This is a genomic window from Klebsiella sp. H-Nf2, assembly GCF_002806645.1.
Taxonomy (GTDB): domain Bacteria; phylum Pseudomonadota; class Gammaproteobacteria; order Enterobacterales; family Enterobacteriaceae; genus Klebsiella; species Klebsiella variicola.
Genome location: NZ_PIBL01000002.1, coordinates 87,549 through 104,628, shown reverse-complemented (window position 1 = coordinate 104,628; position 17,080 = coordinate 87,549). Strand labels below are relative to the sequence as shown.

The following is a 17,080-nucleotide window of genomic DNA, read 5'->3' as shown; positions in this document are numbered from 1 at the left end:
TAGAGTGACGACAGGTTCCCTTTAATGGAGTTCGTCAACGTTTATGATACGTTTCGCAGTTGTTGGCACAAACTGGATCACCAAGCAGTTTGTCGATGCCGCCCATGAAACCGGCAAATATAAACTTACCGCCATCTACTCCCGCAGCCTCGAACAGGCGCAAGCCTTCGCCAATGACTATCCGGTCGAGCATCTCTTTACCTCGCTCGATGAACTGGCACAGAGCCCTGACGTTGACGCGGTCTATATTGCCAGCCCGAACTCGCTGCACTTCCCACAGACCCGGCTGTTCCTGAGCCACAAGAAGCACGTCATTTGCGAAAAGCCGCTGGCATCGAACCTGCAGGAAGTCGAGGCGGCGATAGCGCTGGCGAAAGAAAATAACGTTGTGCTGTTTGAAGCCTTTAAAACCGCCAGTCTGCCTAACTTTCTGCTACTGAAAGAGACGCTCGCTAAAGTGGGCAAACTGCGCAAAGCCTTCATCAACTATTGTCAGTACTCCTCGCGCTATCAGCGCTACCTTGACGGCGAAAACCCCAACACCTTTAACCCGGCGTTCTCTAACGGTTCGATTATGGATATCGGCTTCTATTGCCTCGCGTCTGCCGTGGCGCTGTGGGGCGAACCGCGGGCCGTTCTTGCCACCGCCAGCCTGCTGGACAGCGGCGTAGACGCCCAGGGCACCGTGGTGCTGAGCTATGGCGACTTCGACGTGACGCTGCATCACTCCAAAGTTAGCGATTCCGCGATCCCCAGTGAAATTCAGGGCGAAGAGGGCGCGCTGGTGATTGAGAAAATCTCCGAATGCCAGAAGGTAGCCTTTATTCCACGCGGCGGCAAAGCGCAGGATCTCACCCAGCCTCAGCACATCAATACTATGCTGTATGAGGCGGAGACCTTTGCGCGCCTGGTGGAGACACAGGATGTTGATCACCCGGGCCTGGCAGTGAGCCGGATCACGGCCAAACTGTCGAGCGAAATTCGTCGCCAGACCGGAGTGATCTTCCCGGCCGATACGCAGCCGCTGGCGTAAAAGAGTGTAAAGGCCGGACCGGCCGCCATTGACGAAAACCGCCCTGTGACATATTTTGTTACGTGCAAAGGGGAGTAACTTCCTTGCCGGTTGATCGTCATTACGATGCGTGCAATACCGCATCCGGTCGCCGGGCAATAACCAAAGCCCATCGCGATGTACTTTGGTTGTTGTAAGTGAGACCTTGCCGGAAGGCGAGGTCTATGCATAAAAGCGCAGCGGCTGCCGTCTTCCGACGTCAGCCGTTTTGTTTTTATGTAAGGAATATCAAATGAATACTGTCGGCACGCCGTTGCTATGGGGTGGATTCGCTGTCGTCGTCGCGATCATGTTGGCGATCGACTTGCTGCTTCAGGGACGACGCGGTTCGCATAGCATGACCATGAAGCAGGCCGCGGGCTGGTCAATCCTCTGGGTTACACTTTCTCTGCTGTTCAACGCCGCGTTCTGGTGGTATCTGGTACAAACCCAGGGCCGGGCCGTCGCTGACCCGCAGGCCTTAGCCTTCCTCACCGGTTATTTGATTGAAAAAGCGCTGGCGGTCGATAACGTCTTCGTCTGGTTGATGCTGTTCAGCTATTTCGCCGTACCGCCTGCTCTGCAGCGCCGGGTGCTGGTGTATGGCGTGCTGGGCGCGATTGTTCTGCGTACCATCATGATCTTCGCCGGCAGCTGGCTGATTTCGCAGTTCGACTGGCTGCTGTATGTCTTCGGCGCCTTCCTGCTGTTTACCGGCGTGAAGATGGCGCTGGCGAAAGAAGATGACTCCGGCATCGGCGATAAACCACTGGTGCGCTGGATCCGCAGCCATCTGCGAATGACGGATAAAATCGAGAGCGAGCGCTTCTTCACCCGTAAAAACGGGGTGCTGTTCGCCACGCCGCTGCTGCTGGTGCTGATTCTGGTGGAACTGAGCGACGTGATTTTCGCCGTCGACAGTATCCCGGCGATCTTCGCAGTGACCACCGATCCGTTCATCGTCCTGACCTCTAACCTGTTCGCGATCCTCGGCCTGCGCGCGATGTACTTCCTGCTGGCGGGGGTCGCCGAGCGCTTCTCGATGCTCAAATACGGTCTGTCGGTGATCCTGGTGTTTATTGGCGTGAAGATGCTCATCGTCGACTTCTACCATATCCCGGTCGCCATCTCGCTGGGCGTGGTGGGGGGCATCCTGGCCGTCACGCTGTTGATTAACGCCTGGGTCAACAAGCAACACGACAAGCAGCGCAAACTGCCTGAGTAACCTGCGCAACGCGCCGTCGGCCATCGCCGGCGGCAACCACGCTTATGTCACATCGATGTTGCAACATAGTTAAAAAACAAGATCCAGATTAAAATCACAGCATTTTACGCTTCCCGCCTGCCATTCTTTCCGTATACTCGACTATGCAAACATCTACTTACATCCTGACATAAACGTAACAAATAATACGTGGCTGGGATGGCTTGCTACATCACTGGAAGGAATGAATTATGACAACACGCACTCCCCCATCGGGGTGGATTTCACGCCTGGCGCAAGGCAGCCTGGTGAAACAAATTTTAATTGGTCTGGTGCTTGGCGTGCTGCTGGCGCTGGTCTCTAAGCCAGCGGCCATTGCCGTCGGTCTGCTGGGGACCCTGTTCGTCGGCGCGTTAAAGGCGGTGGCGCCGGTGCTGGTGTTGATGCTGGTGATGGCCTCCATCGCTAACCATCAGCACGGACAAAAAACCAGTATTCGCCCCATTCTGTTTCTCTATCTGCTGGGCACCTTCAGCGCAGCCCTGACCGCGGTGTTGTTTAGTTTTGTCTTTCCGTCATCACTGCATTTAACCACCGCCGCCGACAGCATCACGCCGCCATCGGGGATTGTCGAAGTGCTGCGCGGCCTGCTGATGAGTATGGTATCCAACCCGATCGACGCCCTGCTGAACGCCAACTATATCGGCATTCTGGTGTGGGCGGTGGGGCTGGGCTTCGCCCTGCGTCACGGTAACGACACCACCAAAAACCTGATCAACGATGTCTCCCACGCGGTGACCTTCATCGTCAAAGTGGTGATCCGTTTTGCACCGCTGGGGATCTTCGGTCTGGTCTCTTCCACCCTGGCGACCACCGGTTTCGAGACCCTGTGGGGCTACGCCCAGCTACTGTTGGTGCTGGTGGGCTGTATGCTGCTGGTAGCGCTGGTGATTAACCCGCTGCTGGTGTTCTGGAAAATCCGCCGTAACCCCTATCCGCTGGTGCTGACCTGCCTGCGCGAAAGCGGTGTCTACGCGTTCTTCACCCGCAGCTCCGCCGCCAACATTCCGGTGAATATGGCGCTGTGTGAAAAGCTGAATCTGGATCGCGATACCTATTCGGTCTCCATTCCGCTGGGGGCGACCATCAATATGGCGGGCGCGGCGATCACGATCACCGTGCTGACGCTGGCGGCGGTGCATACGCTGAATATTCCGGTGGATCTGCCGACGGCGCTGCTGCTGAGCGTGGTCGCTTCGCTGTGCGCCTGCGGCGCCTCCGGCGTGGCGGGCGGTTCGCTGCTGCTGATCCCGCTGGCCTGTAATATGTTTGGGATCCCGAACGATGTCGCGATGCAGGTGGTTGCCGTCGGCTTTATTATCGGCGTGCTGCAGGATTCCTGCGAAACCGCGCTGAACTCCTCCACCGACGCCCTGTTTACCGCCGCGGCCTGCATAGCGGAAGACGACCAGCTCGCGAAAAACGCCCTGCGCAGCTAATGCCTTTCCCCTCTGCTATCGGGCGGAGGGGCTCTTTTCCTGGACTGCGTTTTCAACCTTAAACGGATCGATGCCGCGCTTTTGCATCCGGCGGAAGCGAATGATATTCAGCCCGTTGACGATCAGAAAACTGCCTTCAATCAGCGTCCCGCCAATCGAACCCAGCCACAGATTATGCGTGACCCAGCAGGCGGTGGAGCACCACATCACGCAGCGCACGGTCAGCCCTTTGCAACGAAACAGCGCCCAGGTGCTGGCAACGGTGCCAATGATCGGCAGCAGCTCCATGGCATGCTGCAGCTTGCCAAGGCCGAAGATCAGCGTCAGGAGAATGAATACCGTCATCACCCACAGGCTGCGGGTGCGCAGGGAAATGACCGTACGTAGCGCATTGAGCCCGGCGCTCATCCCGGCCGGTGCGGCGCCCATCAGGAAAAAATGGACGCCGATAATGGCGCTATAGCCCGCCAGCTGAAGCCTGAAGCGACGTTCGTCGCGGTTGATAAAGGTGGTAATACCGATAAGAAAGGCGATGACGCCGACACCCTGGGCCAGCCAATACGCGGTCATGAAAGCTCCCTGACTGAAAAAAACAAACGGCGCTTCACTGGCTGAAACGCCGCTGTTACGAGCCCGATGGCGCTACGCTATCAGGCCGATACACGATCCACGCCCCTGGGCGCCAATGTGAATACCCCTTTACAGGGTAACACCGCTTTTAAAGATGGCCAGCTCGCGGAAGTCATTCTGTTCATTACAGGTCGGTTTACCGTTGGCGAAAGCCACAATGGCATCCACAAACTCCTCCAGCAGCTGCGGCATCGCTTTGCCGTGGATCAGCTGCCCGGCATCAAAGTCGATCCAGTGCTTTTTCTTTGCCGCCAGTTCGCTATTGGTGGCGATCTTCACCGTCGGCACAAAGCCACCGTACGGCGTGCCGCGTCCGGTGCTAAACAACACCATATGACAGCCGGCACCGGCCAGCGCGCTGGTGGCGACCGCGTCGTTGCCCGGCGCGCTCAGCAAATTAAGACCATGAACCTTCAGGCGCTCGCCGTAGCGCAGGACATCCACCACCTGACTGGAACCCGCTTTCTGAGTACAGCCCAGCGACTTATCTTCCAGGGTGGTGATCCCCCCGGCTTTGTTACCCGGGGAAGGGTTTTCGTAAATAGGCTGGTCGTGGGCGATAAAGTACTGCTTAAAGTCATTGACCATGGTCACCAGCTTGTCGAAGGTCGCTTCGTCACGGCAGTGGCTCATCAGCAGCTGTTCAGCACCGAACATCTCCGGCACTTCGGTCAGCACGGTGGTGCCGCCGTTGGCGATCACATAGTCTGAGAAGCGGCCCAGCATCGGGTTAGCGGTAATGCCCGACAGGCCGTCCGATCCCCCGCACTCGAGGCCAAACTTCAGCTCGCTCAGTTTGCCCGGCTGGCGTTTATCCTGACGCATCACTTCATACAGCTGATGCAGATGCTCTACCCCCGCTTCCACTTCATCGTCCTGGTGCTGGCAAACCATAAAGTGCACACGCTGCGGGTCAAACTCGCCCAGCGTTTCGCGGAAGGCATCAACCTGGTTGTTTTCACAGCCAAGGCCAACCACCAGCACCGCCCCGGCGTTCGGGTGACGAACCATATTTTGCAGCATGGTGCGAGTGTTGATGTGGTCGTCCCCAAGCTGCGAGCAGCCATAGGTGTGGCTGAAGAGATGTACCCCATCGATATCCTCAGCGCCATATGTCTCTTTCAGGAAACGGTTCTGCATCTGCCGGGCCATGGCGTTGACGCAGCCGACGGTCGGCAGGATCCACAGCTCATTGCGCACGCCGACGTCACCGTTGGCGCGACGATAAATCTGCACTTCGCGATCCGCAGGCTGTGGCGGTTGGGCAACCTGGTCTGGTTGATAGCGATACGCGTCAAGGTCGCTGAGATTGGTGCGCGTATTATGCGCATGAACATGCTCGCCCGGCGCGATATCCGCCAGCGCATGGCCAATCGGCAACCCGTACTTAACGACGTTTTCCCCTTTCGCGATAGCGCGCAGTGCAAACTTGTGGCCGCGAACGATATCCTGGCCGAGGGTGACCGAGTCCTTATCAATCGTCACCACGCTACCGGCAGCGATATCCGCCAGCGCGACCGCGACGTTATCCTGCGAATGGATTTTAATGTATTGCATATCAACCGACCTCTGGCCTTAGTTCAGTTCAATGGCGAAATAGTCACGCGCATTGTTAAAGCAAATGTTTTTCACCATCTCGCCCAGCAGCGCGATATCCGCAGGCGCTTCGCCGGCAGCTACCCAACGGCCGATCATCTGACACAGAATGCGGCGGAAGTATTCGTGGCGCGTGTAGGAGAGGAAGCTGCGGCTGTCGGTCAGCATCCCCACAAAGCGGCTCAGCAGGCCGAGCTGCGCCAGCTGGGTCATCTGCCGCTCCATGCCGTCTTTCTGATCGTTGAACCACCAGCCGGAGCCGAACTGCATCTTGCCCGGCATGCCTTCACCCTGGAAGTTACCGATCATGGTGCCCAACACTTCGTTATCGCGCGGGTTCAGGCAGTAGAGAATGGTTTTCGGCAGCAGGTTTTCTTCGTTCTGCTTGCTCAGCAGCTTAGACAGCTCTTCAGCCATCGGGCGATCGTTGATCGAGTCGAAGCCAACGTCCGGGCCTAACAGTTTGAACTGACGCAGGTTGTTGTTACGCAGCGCGCCGATATGGTACTGCTGTACCCAACCGCGACGGGCATATTCTGCGCCGAGGAACACCAGCACCGCGGTTTTGAACTGCGCCACTTCGTGTTCGCTAAGGGACTGGCCTGCCAGACGGCGCGCCAGAATGGCGTCCAGCTCGGCGTCGGTCGCTTCCGCAAACAGCACCACGTCCAGCGCGTGGTCGGAGACCTTGCAGCCGTGTGCGGCAAAGTGGTCCAGACGTTTGGTCAGAGCGCTTTGCAGGTCCGCAAAACGGCGAATATCGGTATCGGACACCTCACCCAGCTTCGCCATGTAGTCATTAAAGGTCGCCTGTTCAATGTTGAATGCTTTATCCGGGCGCCAGCTCGGCAGCACTTTGATATCAAAGGAGGTATCTTTGGCGACAACCGCATGGTGCTCGAGAGAATCAATCGGATCGTCGGTGGTACCGACCATCTTCACATTCATCCGCTTCATGATCCCGCGGGCGGAGAAGGCGTCCTGAGCCAGTAAATCATTGCACTGGTCCCAGATCTCATCGGCGGTGGATGGAGACAACAGCTTACCTGTAATACCAAAAGGGCGACGCAGCTCTAAATGGGTCCAGTGGTATAACGGGTTGCCAATAGTGTGCGGCACCGTTGCCGCCCAGGCGTCAAATTTCTCGCGATCGGACGCATCACCGGTACACAGACGCTCCGGTACGCCGTTAGTGCGCATTGCGCGCCATTTGTAGTGATCGCCTTTCAGCCAGATGTCATACAGATTTTTGAAGCGATAGTTTTCGGCAACCTGCTGCGGCGGAAGGTGGCAATGGTAGTCGAAAATCGGCTGATCTTTGGCGTAATCGTGGTACAGACGGCGAGCAAATTCGGTATCGAGTAGAAAATCTTCAGTCATAAACGGTGTCATTCGCGTGTCCTCTTCGCTCCGTAGCGGGAGCCTTTCAGATGATTGACTACAATGCTGACAAAGTTATCACACCAATTTCTACAGACCGAGCTGTTTTTCGTGAGTTAGATCAATAAACGTCGATAAAAAAACGACCGCCTCATCGGAAATCACCCCGGCAGAGCGCGCCATTTCTGGCTTTCCCGGTAAGGGCTAAAGACCACACTAACTTTCCCACTTTTGTGACAGCACTCAACTTTTAAAGTTGTATGACAAGTTATCTTTCTGCCGTCGCAACATATAAACCGACGGAATGCATTACCGGTGTTTATGGCATCGGCTTATACGGAATGGATACCGACTTTCAACATAACAACTGATGGTAAGGTTCGGGCCAGAGGGGATCGCCCTCCTGAACCCCCCGTTTCGCTTTCCCGATCGCTTATCGCGCTCGGTAAAGGCCGCACCTGGTGCGGAAAGATAACAGACGATGAGGTTTACATGCGTAAAATTAAAGGGTTACGTTGGTACATGATTGCGCTGGTGACGCTGGGCACCGTGCTGGGCTACCTGACTCGTAACACCGTGGCGGCGGCCGCACCGACGCTGATGGAAGAGTTACACATCTCGACTCAACAATACTCCTATATCATTGCAGCCTATTCCGCTGCCTACACCGTCATGCAGCCTGTCGCGGGTTATGTCCTCGATATTCTCGGGACTAAAATCGGCTATGCCTTCTTCGCTATCGCCTGGGCGATATTCTGCGGCTCAACCGCACTGGCAGGCAGCTGGGGCGGCCTGGCGCTGGCTCGCGGCGCGGTCGGCGCAGCGGAAGCCGCAATGATCCCCGCCGGGCTGAAAGCCAGTTCCGAATGGTTCCCGGCAAAAGAGCGCTCTATTGCGGTGGGCTACTTCAACGTCGGTTCCTCTATTGGCGCCATGATCGCGCCGCCGCTGGTGGTGTGGGCGATTGTGATGCACAGCTGGCAGATGGCGTTCATTATCTCCGGGGTACTGAGCTTCGCCTGGGCCATCGGCTGGCTCATCTTCTACAAACACCCACGTGACCAGAAAAAATTATCCGACGAAGAACGCGACTACATTATTGGCGGCCAGGAGTCTCAGCATCAGACCAATAACGCGAAGAAAATGTCGCCGTGGCAGATCCTGCGTAACCGTCAGTTCTGGGGCATCGCCCTGCCGCGCTTCCTCGCTGAGCCGGCCTGGGGGACCTTTAACGCCTGGATCCCGCTGTTCATGTTCAAGGTTTACGGCTTTAACCTGAAAGAGATTGCGATGTTCGCCTGGATGCCGATGCTGTTCGCCGACCTCGGCTGCATCGTTGGCGGTTACCTGCCGCCGCTGTTCCAGCGCTGGTTTGGCGTCAACCTGATCGTTTCGCGTAAAATGGTCGTGACCATGGGCGCCGTACTGATGATTGGCCCAGGCATGATCGGCCTGTTCACCAGCCCATATATCGCCATCGCGCTGCTGTGCGTCGGCGGGTTTGCTCACCAGGCGCTGTCCGGGGCGCTGATCACCCTCTCTTCCGACGTCTTTGGCCGTAACGAAGTCGCCACCGCCAACGGCCTGACCGGGATGGCCGCCTGGCTGGCCAGCACCATGTTCGCCCTGGTCGTCGGCGCGCTGGCCGATACCATCGGCTTTAGCCCGCTGTTTGCGGTACTGGCCGTCTTTGACCTGCTGGGCGCGCTGGTTATCTGGACGGTGCTGAAAAACAAACCGGCTGACGATGACTCAACACCGCTTAGCAGCCGCAAACCGGCCACGCAGAGTTAGATCTTGTGCTGATATGACCGCTTATCGAGCCGCCTTCTCAGGCGGCTTTTTCATGCCTGCCAGTGGTGGAAAGCGTGTAAAAGTGGTATAACAAATCGAATATTGTCGCCATCTTCCGGGAGCGAATATGGAAATCATTGAACCACGCCGTCTGTATCAGCAGCTTGCCGCTGAGCTGAAGACGCGCATCGAACAAGGTGTCTACCTTGTAGGGGATAAGCTGCCCGCCGAGCGCTTTATCGCCGATGAAAAAAACGTCAGCCGCACCGTGGTTCGTGAAGCCATTATCATGCTGGAAGTGGAAGGGTATGTCGAAGTCCGCAAAGGGTCGGGTATTCACGTCATCTCCAACCATCCCAAGTACCAGCAGGTGGCCGATGAAAGCCTTGAGTTTGCCAACTATGGTCCCTTTGAACTGCTGCAGGCGCGGCAGCTGATTGAAAGCAATATTGCCGAATTCGCGGCGACTCAGGTGACCAAACAGGACATCATGAAGCTGATGGAGATTCAGGAGAAAGCGCGCAACGAGAAATGTTTCCGCGACTCCGAGTGGGATCTCCAGTTTCACGTCCAGGTGGCGCTGGCCACGCAGAACAGCGCGCTGGCGGCAATCGTTGAAAAAATGTGGACCCAGCGCGTGCATAACCCATACTGGAAAAAACTGCATGAGCATATCGACCTGCGCACGGTCGATAACTGGTGTGACGATCACGATCAGATCCTGAAAGCCCTGCTGCGTAAAGATCCGAACGCCGCCAAGCTGGCGATGTGGCAGCATCTGGAAAATACCAAGCAAATGCTGTTTAACGAAACCAGCGATGACTTTGAATTTAATGCCGATCGCTACTTATTTGCCGACAATCCGGTGGTTCATCTCGATACGGCAGCCAACAGCGCAAAATAATCACTTTTCCTGAGGGCGCGCGGTTCCTGCGCGCCTGCCCGCCAGGCAGGCTGGAGTAAGCAAAACATATATAGTGTCAGCCTGTGTAAATCCTCTCGCCTCCCATCGCCGCAATCAGCAAAATCAACGAGCAACACCTTGCAATTTCTCTGACGTAAAGTCAGCTGATTTGTTACAATTAGATGCATTTTGCCGTTCTGGGGGTAGGTGTTTACTTACTTCAGTCTTATACAGGGAAGCGTTCAGAGCGCCTAAGCAGCGACCAAAATCTCATAAAAATCTTGTCGCCCAACATGCCACGCGCTCAGACGTGCCGTTAACCGATGTACCAGGAATCGTGAATGGAACTTTTAACCCAGTTATTGAATGCCTTGTGGGCTCAGGATTACGAAACGCTCGCGAATCCCTCCATGATTGGCATGCTGTATTTTGTCTTGTTTATGATTTTGTTCCTTGAGAACGGGTTGCTGCCTGCCGCGTTTTTACCGGGGGATAGTCTGCTTGTGCTCGTGGGCGTGCTGATCGCCAAAGGGGCGATGGGCTTTCCGGAAACCTTGCTGCTGCTGACCGCCGCCGCCAGCCTCGGCTGCTGGCTGAGCTACATTCAGGGGCGCTGGCTGGGCAATACGCGGATCGTGCAAAACTGGCTGTCGCATCTGCCCTCTCACTATCATCAACGCGCGCATCACCTGTTTCATAAGCATGGACTCTCCGCGCTGTTGATCGGCCGCTTTATCGCCTTCGTGCGTACGCTGTTGCCGACGATTGCCGGCCTTTCAGGCCTCAATAACGCTCGCTTTCAGTTCTTTAACTGGATGAGCGGACTGCTGTGGGTACTCATCCTGACCTCGCTGGGCTATCTGTTGGGCAAAACCCCGGTATTCCTCAAGTATGAAGATCAGCTGATGTCCTGCCTGATGCTCCTTCCGGTCGCGCTGCTGGTCTTCGGACTGATCGGCTCGCTGGTGGTGTTGTGGAAGAAAAAATACAGAAGCCGGGGCTGAAGATGGTCATAAAACGCCCCTCCCTGCGCCAGCTGAGCTGGCTGCTGGGTGGCTCTCTTGTGCTCTGCGCGCTGTTCTGGCTCTGGCTGGCGGTGCAGCAGCAGGAGGCCACGCTGGCGATCCGTCCGGTTGGCCAGGGCGTCAGCATGCCGGACGGCTTCTCCGTCTGGCATCACCTCGACGCCAACGGTATCCGCTTCAAGAGTATTACGCCGCAAAAAGATGGTCTGCTGATTAAGTTCGACTCCACCGCCCAGGGTGCGGCGGCGAAAGAGGTTCTCGGTCGCGCTCTGCCACATGGTTATATTATTGCCCTGCTGGAGGACGATAACTCGGCCACCGCCTGGTTATCCCGTCTGCGCGACGCGCCTCACCGGCTCGGGTAAACTACCACCGTACTGCGTTTTTTACGCAGTCTGGTGGTTTCCTGCATTTGTTACTATGCTTAAACCTGCGGGAATCAACGCATTCCCGTTCACCATCGGGAACGGGTATATCCTCCGGGTATACCCTCAGACAATGGAAGGTACTATCCATGAAACACCGCATCGCTCTGCTTCTGGCCCTGACTTCACTTAGCGCCAGCGCCATAGCAGCCTCTCCCTGCCAGGAAAAAGAGCAGGATATTCAACGAGAGATCAGCTATGCCGAAAAGCATCATAATCAAAGTCGCATTGATGGGCTAAATACCGCGCTACGTCAGGTACGGGAGAACTGCAGCGACAGTAAACTCAAAGCCGATCATCAGCAAAAAATTGCCAAACAACGGGAAGAGATCGCCGAACGTCAGCGCGATCTGCAGGAAGCCCGGAAGAAAGGCGATGCGGACAAAATCAATAAACGCCAGCATAAACTCAATGAAGCGCAACAGGAGTTAAAAACGCTGGAGTCTCGGGACTACTAATAACAGTTAACTTTCGTAACACGGACCACGCTACAGGAGAACGACATGGCTAAAGAGAATGTGACTGAAGACCTTCGTGCAGAACTGAAAACGCTGGCGGATACCCTGGAGGAAGTTCTGAATTCCTCGGCGGACAAGTCGAAAGAAGAGATTGGTAAACTGCGTAGTAAAGCAGAGAGCGCGCTAAAAGAGAGTCGTGCCCGCCTGGGTGAAACCAGTGATGCGATTTTGCGTCAAACGCGTGAGACCGCCGCGCGGGCGGATGATTATGTTCGCGAAAACCCGTGGACAGGAGTCGGGATTGGTGCCGCCGTCGGGCTGGTACTGGGTGTCCTGCTGTCGCGTCGCTGATTATGGCGAACACTCAACACTCGCAGGGGCCGGGTCAGCGCGTGTTCTCCATTGGCCAGCGCATTGTCACGCTGCTGGTCGAAATGGTGGAAACACGGCTGCGCCTGGTCGTCGTGGAGCTGGAGGAGGAGAAAGCCAACCTCTTCCAGTTGCTGATCATGACCGGACTGACGCTGCTGTTTGCCGCGTTTGGCCTCATGAGTCTGCTGGTGCTGGTTATCTGGGCCGTTGACGCCCAGTACCGCCTGCACGTCATGATCGCCACCACCGTCGTTCTGCTCCTCGCCGCCGCGATCGTGGGTATCCTTACCCTACGTAAGGCGCGCCGCTCCACGCTGCTGCGCCTGACGCGTAAAGAGCTGGAGAACGACCGTGCCCTTCTGGAGGACGATAAACCGTGAATGGCCGACAGGAGCGTGAACGGCAAAAGGCGCTGTTACTGCGCCAGATCCAGCAGCAACGACTGGAGCTTAGCGCCTGTCGTCGCCACTGGCTGGAGGCGACAGCGCCCCTCGATCGCGGCTGGCATACGCTGCTGAGTTTACGTTCGTGGCTGATGGTTGGCAGCGGTCTGATGGCCGTCTGGTCCATACGCCACCCGCACTTTTTAATGCGCTGGACCAAACGCGGTCTCGGACTGTGGAGCACCTGGCGGATGGTCCGCGGGATCCTGCGCCAGTCGTCAATACGCTAGCAGCCCGGAGCGCGGGCGCTTATCCCGGCGCCCCGCTCTGCCATTTCCCCACCCGATACAATACGCCGTTCGCGGCAACCTGTGCCCTCGCCGCCAATCACGGTTAGCCCACCCTCTTATCTCAGTCCATTCCGCTCACCCGATACCGGGACAGGTGGTGACCCCTCGCGGCCAGAAAAATTTCACCTCACCGCACTTATTGCTCAGAAACTTTGAAGAAGAACTACAGTTTTCCTTGCTAACAATTCCTTCTCCGCCTCGTTACTATCCTCTCCATCGACAGCAATACTGCGTAACCACGCGGAATTGCGCTAAAAAACAAAACTGCCGCCCTTTGGGTTTTCTGGAGTAAGAAATGAAAAAATTAGAAGATGTTGGTGTACTGGTAGCGCGTATTCTGATGCCGATTCTGTTTATCACTGCAGGATGGGGCAAAATCACCGGTTACGCCGGAACCCAGCAGTATATGGAGGCCATGGGCGTGCCGGGAGCACTGCTGCCGCTGACCATCCTTCTTGAGTTCGGCGGCGGTCTGGCGATTCTGTTCGGTTTCCTGACCCGTACCACCGCGCTGTTCACCGCAGGCTTTACGCTGCTGACCGCGTTCCTGTTCCACAGCAACTTTGCGGAAGGTGTGAACTCGCTGATGTTCATGAAAAACCTGACCATCGCTGGCGGTTACCTGCTGCTGGCCGTGACCGGTCCGGGCGCATTCAGCATCGACCGCGTGCTGAATAAAAAGTGGTAAGCGCACTATACTGAACTGAGTAAAAATCTAAAAAAGCGAGGGGATATCTCCTCGCTTTTGCTATCTGCAGGAGGAAGTAATGGGACAATTAGTCGACGGCGTCTGGCAAGATACCTGGTATGACACCAAATCCACCGGGGGACGATTCAAGCGTTCCGTTTCGGCGTTCCGTAACTGGCTCACGGCCGATGGCGCGCCGGGGCCCGCGGGTGAAGGCGGCTTTGCCGCAGAAAAAGACCGTTATCATCTGTATGTTTCTCTGGCCTGCCCGTGGGCGCACCGCACTTTGATTCTGCGCAAGCTGAAAGGACTGGAACCCTTTATATCCGTCTCCGTGGTCAATCCGCTGATGCTGGAAAACGGCTGGACCTTCGCCGATGATTTTCCTGATGCTACCGGCGACCAGCTCTATCATCATCAGTTCCTTTATCAGCTCTATCTGCAGGCTGACCCGCACTATACCGGTCGCGTCACCGTCCCGGTGCTGTGGGACAAAAAACAGCAGACCATCGTCAGCAATGAGTCGGCAGAAATCATCCGCATGTTTAATACCGCCTTCGATGGTTTGGGTGCCAGAGCCGGGGATTATTATCCGCCGGCGCTGCGGGAAAAAATCGATGAGCTGAACGGCTGGATCTACGACAACGTCAACAACGGCGTGTATAAGGCCGGCTTTGCCACCAGCCAGCAGGCTTACGACGAAGCGGTCGATGCGGTCTTTACTTCACTGGAACGGCTCGAGCAGATCCTCGGTCAGCATCGTTACCTGACGGGAAATCAGCTGACGGAAGCCGATATTCGCCTGTGGACGACGCTGGTACGGTTCGACCCGGTGTATGTAACGCATTTTAAATGCGATAAACGGCGCATCAGCGATTATCTCAACCTGTACGGTTTTCTGCGCGACATCTACCAGATGCCCGGCATCGCAGAGACGGTGAGTATTCCGCATATCCGCCACCACTATTACCGCAGCCATAAAACCATTAATCCAACCGGCATTATCTCCATTGGACCGCAGCAGGATCTCAACGAACCCCACGGTCGCGATCAGCGCTTCCGTTGATCTGTCGGGCGCCAGTGATGGCGCCCAATAATTCAGAAAACAGATATTTACCCACCATTCATTCACGTCTATTCTTATTGCGATCGCTTAAAAAACAAGTGATTGACGGTTAATTGAGGCGTAGAAATGGACTGGTATCTCAAGGCATTAAAAAACTATATAGGATTTGGCGGCCGTGCGCGGCGCAAAGAGTACTGGATGTTTATTCTGGTCAACCTCATCCTGACCGGCGTATTGAGCATCATCGATAAAATGCTGGGCTGGCAGCGGGCGGGCGGCGAAGGCATTCTGACGACCATCTATGGCGTACTGGTCTTTTTACCGTGGTGGGCGGTGCAGTTTCGACGTCTTCACGACACCGACCGTTCAGCCTGGTGGCTGCTGCTGCTGTTGATCCCGGTCATCGGCTGGCTGGTGATCCTGATCTTTAACTGCCAGCGCGGCACTGAAGGCAACAATCGCTTCGGACCCGATCCGAAACCTTTCTCCTATTAATCTTCCCGCTCCTCCCGCTAGCGGGAGGAGCGTCTTCTTGACTATCTCCCCGCAAACAGCTTAGGGATCTCGCGCAGACACCAGGACTTCGCCTCGCCCATACTGTCCCGCCGCCAGGCCATGATTATGTCAATTTCATTGGTGTATTCCGGGCTGACGACCCGCAGACGCCCTTCGGCAATATCTTTCTCCACCAGCGGATAGGGCATGGTTGCCACGCCTAATCCGGCCAGCAGCGCCTGGCGCTTATCTTCAATGGTGCTCACCGTTAAGCGCGGCTGTTTATCCAGCAACTGAACGGTAAGGACGGGCCGCTCGCGTGCGGTATCCGCTACTGCGACGCCGCGGTATTTCACGCGGGTAACCTCAGAGAGCGGTTCCGGTTCCTGGTGGATCGGGTGGTCCGGCGCCGCGACGTACACGCTGAGCACCGAATAGAGTTTGCGCGAGTTTATCTCCGAGGAGGAACGAAAATGCATATCTGGCGCGACAACAATATCCGCCCGCCCCTGTTCCAGTCGCTCCCAGGCACCGGCCAGCACCTCGGTGATAATCGACAACTGCGTGTTGGATTTGGTCGCCAGTTTTTCAATCAGCGGAAACAGATCCGCGGTCGGAACCAGCGCTTCGGTGACGATTGTCAGATGAGTTTCCCAGCCACGCGACAACGCTTCCGCATCGGTGGTGAGTTTATCCGCCGCTTCGAGCAGCACGCGCCCACGCTCAAGCAGCATCCGTCCCACGTTGGTGAACTTCGTGCGATGACCTGAGCGGTCAAACAGCACCACGTCCAGCTCCTCTTCCAGTTTTTGCATGGTATAGCTCAGGGCGGAAGGCACGCGTCCCAGCTCATCAGCCGCGGCAGCAAAGCTCCCTCGGCGGTCGATCGCATCCATCACGCGCAACGCTTCCAGCGTTAATGCTCTCTCTTTGGCCATCGCTTTCTCATTCAGGAAATTTGAACATACCGGGCAGAATATCTGGCTAACAATACAGCGTCCATACCTTTACCATTGATTTAGTGTAAAGAGAGGTCAAGAACATGATTACTACCCGAACAGCCAAACAATGCGGACAAGCAGACTTCGGCTGGCTGCAGGCCCGCTACACCTTCTCCTTTGGCCACTACTTCGACCCGAAATTACTGGGCTTCGCGTCCTTACGCGTGCTCAATCAGGAAGTGCTGGCACCCGGCGCCTCGTTCCAGGCCAGGACGTACCCAAAAGTCGATATCCTGAACCTGATTCTGGAAGGCGAAGCGGAGTATCGCGACAGCGACGGCAACCATGTGCAGGCTAAAGCCGGTGAAGCGCTGCTTATCGCCACCCAGCCTGGCGTGAGCTATAGCGAGCATAATCTGAGCAAAGAGCAGTCGTTAACGCGGATGCAACTGTGGCTCGACGCTTGCCCACAGCGGGAAAACCCGCTGCAGCAGAAAATAGAAGTGGCGAGCGCACCGCTGCAGCTGCTGGCCTCGCCGGAGGGAGGGAATGGCAGTCTCCAGCTTCGCCAGCAGGCCTGGGTCTACCATATCGCACTGGAGGAAGGGGAGCAGATTAGCGTACAGCTGCATGGCCCACGCGCTTACCTGCAGTCGATCCACGGCACCGTCCATGCCGTTGCGCAGGAGCAACAAAGACAGGCTCTCACCTGTGGTGATGGGGCATTTATTCGTGACGAAGCTAACATTACCCTCGTCGCCGATACGCCGCTGCGCGCTTTGCTGATAGATTTACCGGTGTAACAACGGAAGTGATGGA

At 56.3% G+C, this 17,080-nt stretch carries 19 protein-coding genes; 15 read left to right on the top strand and 4 right to left on the bottom strand.

Going from position 1 to position 17,080, the window contains the following annotated elements:
- The first annotated feature begins 43 nt into the window (after nucleotides 1–43).
- From CWM58_RS07140 to sstT, 3 genes are all read left to right on the top strand, one after another.
- Nucleotides 44–1,033 carry a Gfo/Idh/MocA family protein gene (locus CWM58_RS07140; protein WP_100680611.1) on the top strand — a complete coding sequence of 330 codons (990 nt, stop codon included), beginning with the start codon at nucleotides 44–46 and terminating at the stop codon, nucleotides 1,031–1,033.
- Between the two features lie 271 nt (nucleotides 1,034–1,304).
- On the top strand, nucleotides 1,305–2,276 hold the full coding sequence (locus CWM58_RS07135; RefSeq protein ID WP_008806577.1) for a TerC family protein: 972 nt from the start codon (nucleotides 1,305–1,307) through the stop codon (nucleotides 2,274–2,276).
- A 230-nt stretch (nucleotides 2,277–2,506) separates the two neighbouring features.
- Complete coding sequence (gene sstT / locus CWM58_RS07130; protein WP_100680610.1) at nucleotides 2,507–3,754, top strand: serine/threonine transporter SstT; 1,248 nt, start codon at nucleotides 2,507–2,509, stop codon at nucleotides 3,752–3,754.
- A 15-nt stretch (nucleotides 3,755–3,769) separates the two neighbouring features.
- On the opposite strand, the gene CWM58_RS07125 is transcribed toward sstT, so the two are convergent.
- The 3 genes from CWM58_RS07125 to uxaC form a co-directional block, all read right to left on the bottom strand.
- Complete coding sequence (locus tag CWM58_RS07125) at nucleotides 3,770–4,324, bottom strand: YgjV family protein (protein ID WP_100680609.1); 555 nt, start codon at nucleotides 4,322–4,324, stop codon at nucleotides 3,770–3,772.
- Between the two features lie 129 nt (nucleotides 4,325–4,453).
- On the bottom strand, nucleotides 4,454–5,941 hold the full coding sequence (locus tag CWM58_RS07120) for a UxaA family hydrolase (RefSeq protein ID WP_100680608.1): 1,488 nt from the start codon (nucleotides 5,939–5,941) through the stop codon (nucleotides 4,454–4,456).
- An 18-nt stretch (nucleotides 5,942–5,959) separates the two neighbouring features.
- Nucleotides 5,960–7,372, bottom strand: a complete 1,413-nt coding sequence (gene uxaC, locus CWM58_RS07115; RefSeq protein ID WP_100680607.1) for a glucuronate isomerase — start codon at nucleotides 7,370–7,372, stop codon at nucleotides 5,960–5,962.
- Nucleotides 7,373–7,852: 480 nt separating this feature from the next.
- Between uxaC and CWM58_RS07110 the strand changes: the two genes are divergently transcribed.
- The 11 genes from CWM58_RS07110 to CWM58_RS07060 all read left to right on the top strand — a co-directional run bounded on the left by CWM58_RS07110 (nucleotide 7,853) and on the right by CWM58_RS07060 (nucleotide 15,320).
- Nucleotides 7,853–9,154, top strand: coding sequence for an MFS transporter (locus CWM58_RS07110; protein ID WP_061153230.1), 1,302 nt, complete (start codon nucleotides 7,853–7,855; stop codon nucleotides 9,152–9,154).
- 127 nt (nucleotides 9,155–9,281) lie between these two features.
- Nucleotides 9,282–10,058, top strand: a complete 777-nt coding sequence (exuR, locus tag CWM58_RS07105) for a transcriptional regulator ExuR (RefSeq protein ID WP_012967188.1) — start codon at nucleotides 9,282–9,284, stop codon at nucleotides 10,056–10,058.
- 341 nt (nucleotides 10,059–10,399) lie between these two features.
- Complete coding sequence (gene yqjA / locus CWM58_RS07100; protein ID WP_004206121.1) at nucleotides 10,400–11,062, top strand: DedA family general envelope maintenance protein YqjA; 663 nt, start codon at nucleotides 10,400–10,402, stop codon at nucleotides 11,060–11,062.
- Nucleotides 11,063–11,070: 8 nt separating this feature from the next.
- A complete protein-coding gene (mzrA, locus tag CWM58_RS07095; RefSeq protein WP_162493301.1) occupies nucleotides 11,071–11,448 on the top strand; it encodes an EnvZ/OmpR regulon moderator MzrA in 378 nt (125 codons plus the stop codon).
- Nucleotides 11,449–11,597: 149 nt separating this feature from the next.
- Nucleotides 11,598–11,966 (top strand): DUF1090 domain-containing protein, encoded by a 369-nt coding sequence (locus CWM58_RS07090; RefSeq protein ID WP_008806585.1) that lies wholly within the window; start codon nucleotides 11,598–11,600, stop codon nucleotides 11,964–11,966.
- Nucleotides 11,967–12,011: 45 nt separating this feature from the next.
- Nucleotides 12,012–12,317 (top strand): DUF883 family protein, encoded by a 306-nt coding sequence (locus CWM58_RS07085; protein WP_061153229.1) that lies wholly within the window; start codon nucleotides 12,012–12,014, stop codon nucleotides 12,315–12,317.
- A 2-nt stretch (nucleotides 12,318–12,319) separates the two neighbouring features.
- Complete coding sequence (locus CWM58_RS07080; RefSeq protein ID WP_061153228.1) at nucleotides 12,320–12,718, top strand: phage holin family protein; 399 nt, start codon at nucleotides 12,320–12,322, stop codon at nucleotides 12,716–12,718.
- The gene (locus CWM58_RS07075; RefSeq protein WP_061153227.1) at nucleotides 12,715–13,011 is read left to right on the top strand and encodes a YqjK-like family protein; all 297 of its coding nucleotides are present in this window, start codon (nucleotides 12,715–12,717) and stop codon (nucleotides 13,009–13,011) included. Before CWM58_RS07080 ends, CWM58_RS07075 begins: the two co-directional genes overlap by 4 nt.
- 355 nt (nucleotides 13,012–13,366) lie before the next feature.
- Complete coding sequence (locus CWM58_RS07070; RefSeq protein WP_015703571.1) at nucleotides 13,367–13,759, top strand: DoxX family protein; 393 nt, start codon at nucleotides 13,367–13,369, stop codon at nucleotides 13,757–13,759.
- A 79-nt stretch (nucleotides 13,760–13,838) separates the two neighbouring features.
- Entirely contained in the window at nucleotides 13,839–14,825 is a 987-nt protein-coding gene (locus CWM58_RS07065; protein ID WP_100680606.1) for a glutathione S-transferase family protein, read from the top strand.
- Nucleotides 14,826–14,951: 126 nt separating this feature from the next.
- A complete protein-coding gene (locus CWM58_RS07060) occupies nucleotides 14,952–15,320 on the top strand; it encodes a DUF805 domain-containing protein (protein WP_008806590.1) in 369 nt (122 codons plus the stop codon).
- Between the two features lie 41 nt (nucleotides 15,321–15,361).
- Here the strand turns inward: CWM58_RS07060 and CWM58_RS07055 are convergent, their stop codons facing one another.
- Nucleotides 15,362–16,258, bottom strand: coding sequence for a LysR family transcriptional regulator (locus CWM58_RS07055; RefSeq protein ID WP_061153225.1), 897 nt, complete (start codon nucleotides 16,256–16,258; stop codon nucleotides 15,362–15,364).
- Nucleotides 16,259–16,362: 104 nt separating this feature from the next.
- Here CWM58_RS07055 and CWM58_RS07050 point away from each other — a divergent pair, with 104 nt between their 5' ends.
- On the top strand, nucleotides 16,363–17,064 hold the full coding sequence (locus CWM58_RS07050) for a pirin family protein (protein ID WP_100680605.1): 702 nt from the start codon (nucleotides 16,363–16,365) through the stop codon (nucleotides 17,062–17,064).
- Nucleotides 17,065–17,080: the final 16 nt, after the last annotated feature.

Excerpts from the sequence above, each read along its gene's own strand:
- CWM58_RS07140 (WP_100680611.1), top strand. The coding sequence starts at position 44 with ATGATACGTTTCGCAGTTGTTGGCACAAACTGGATCACCAAGCAGTTT.
- CWM58_RS07135 (WP_008806577.1), top strand. The coding sequence starts at position 1,305 with ATGAATACTGTCGGCACGCCGTTGCTATGGGGTGGATTCGCTGTCGTC.
- sstT (WP_100680610.1), top strand. The coding sequence starts at position 2,507 with ATGACAACACGCACTCCCCCATCGGGGTGGATTTCACGCCTGGCGCAA.
- CWM58_RS07125 (WP_100680609.1), bottom strand. The coding sequence starts at position 4,324 with ATGACCGCGTATTGGCTGGCCCAGGGTGTCGGCGTCATCGCCTTTCTT.
- CWM58_RS07120 (WP_100680608.1), bottom strand. The coding sequence starts at position 5,941 with ATGCAATACATTAAAATCCATTCGCAGGATAACGTCGCGGTCGCGCTG.
- uxaC (WP_100680607.1), bottom strand. The coding sequence starts at position 7,372 with ATGACACCGTTTATGACTGAAGATTTTCTACTCGATACCGAATTTGCT.
- CWM58_RS07110 (WP_061153230.1), top strand. The coding sequence starts at position 7,853 with ATGCGTAAAATTAAAGGGTTACGTTGGTACATGATTGCGCTGGTGACG.
- exuR (WP_012967188.1), top strand. The coding sequence starts at position 9,282 with ATGGAAATCATTGAACCACGCCGTCTGTATCAGCAGCTTGCCGCTGAG.
- yqjA (WP_004206121.1), top strand. The coding sequence starts at position 10,400 with ATGGAACTTTTAACCCAGTTATTGAATGCCTTGTGGGCTCAGGATTAC.
- CWM58_RS07090 (WP_008806585.1), top strand. The coding sequence starts at position 11,598 with ATGAAACACCGCATCGCTCTGCTTCTGGCCCTGACTTCACTTAGCGCC.
- CWM58_RS07085 (WP_061153229.1), top strand. The coding sequence starts at position 12,012 with ATGGCTAAAGAGAATGTGACTGAAGACCTTCGTGCAGAACTGAAAACG.
- CWM58_RS07080 (WP_061153228.1), top strand. The coding sequence starts at position 12,320 with ATGGCGAACACTCAACACTCGCAGGGGCCGGGTCAGCGCGTGTTCTCC.
- CWM58_RS07070 (WP_015703571.1), top strand. The coding sequence starts at position 13,367 with ATGAAAAAATTAGAAGATGTTGGTGTACTGGTAGCGCGTATTCTGATG.
- CWM58_RS07065 (WP_100680606.1), top strand. The coding sequence starts at position 13,839 with ATGGGACAATTAGTCGACGGCGTCTGGCAAGATACCTGGTATGACACC.
- CWM58_RS07060 (WP_008806590.1), top strand. The coding sequence starts at position 14,952 with ATGGACTGGTATCTCAAGGCATTAAAAAACTATATAGGATTTGGCGGC.
- CWM58_RS07055 (WP_061153225.1), bottom strand. The coding sequence starts at position 16,258 with ATGGCCAAAGAGAGAGCATTAACGCTGGAAGCGTTGCGCGTGATGGAT.
- CWM58_RS07050 (WP_100680605.1), top strand. The coding sequence starts at position 16,363 with ATGATTACTACCCGAACAGCCAAACAATGCGGACAAGCAGACTTCGGC.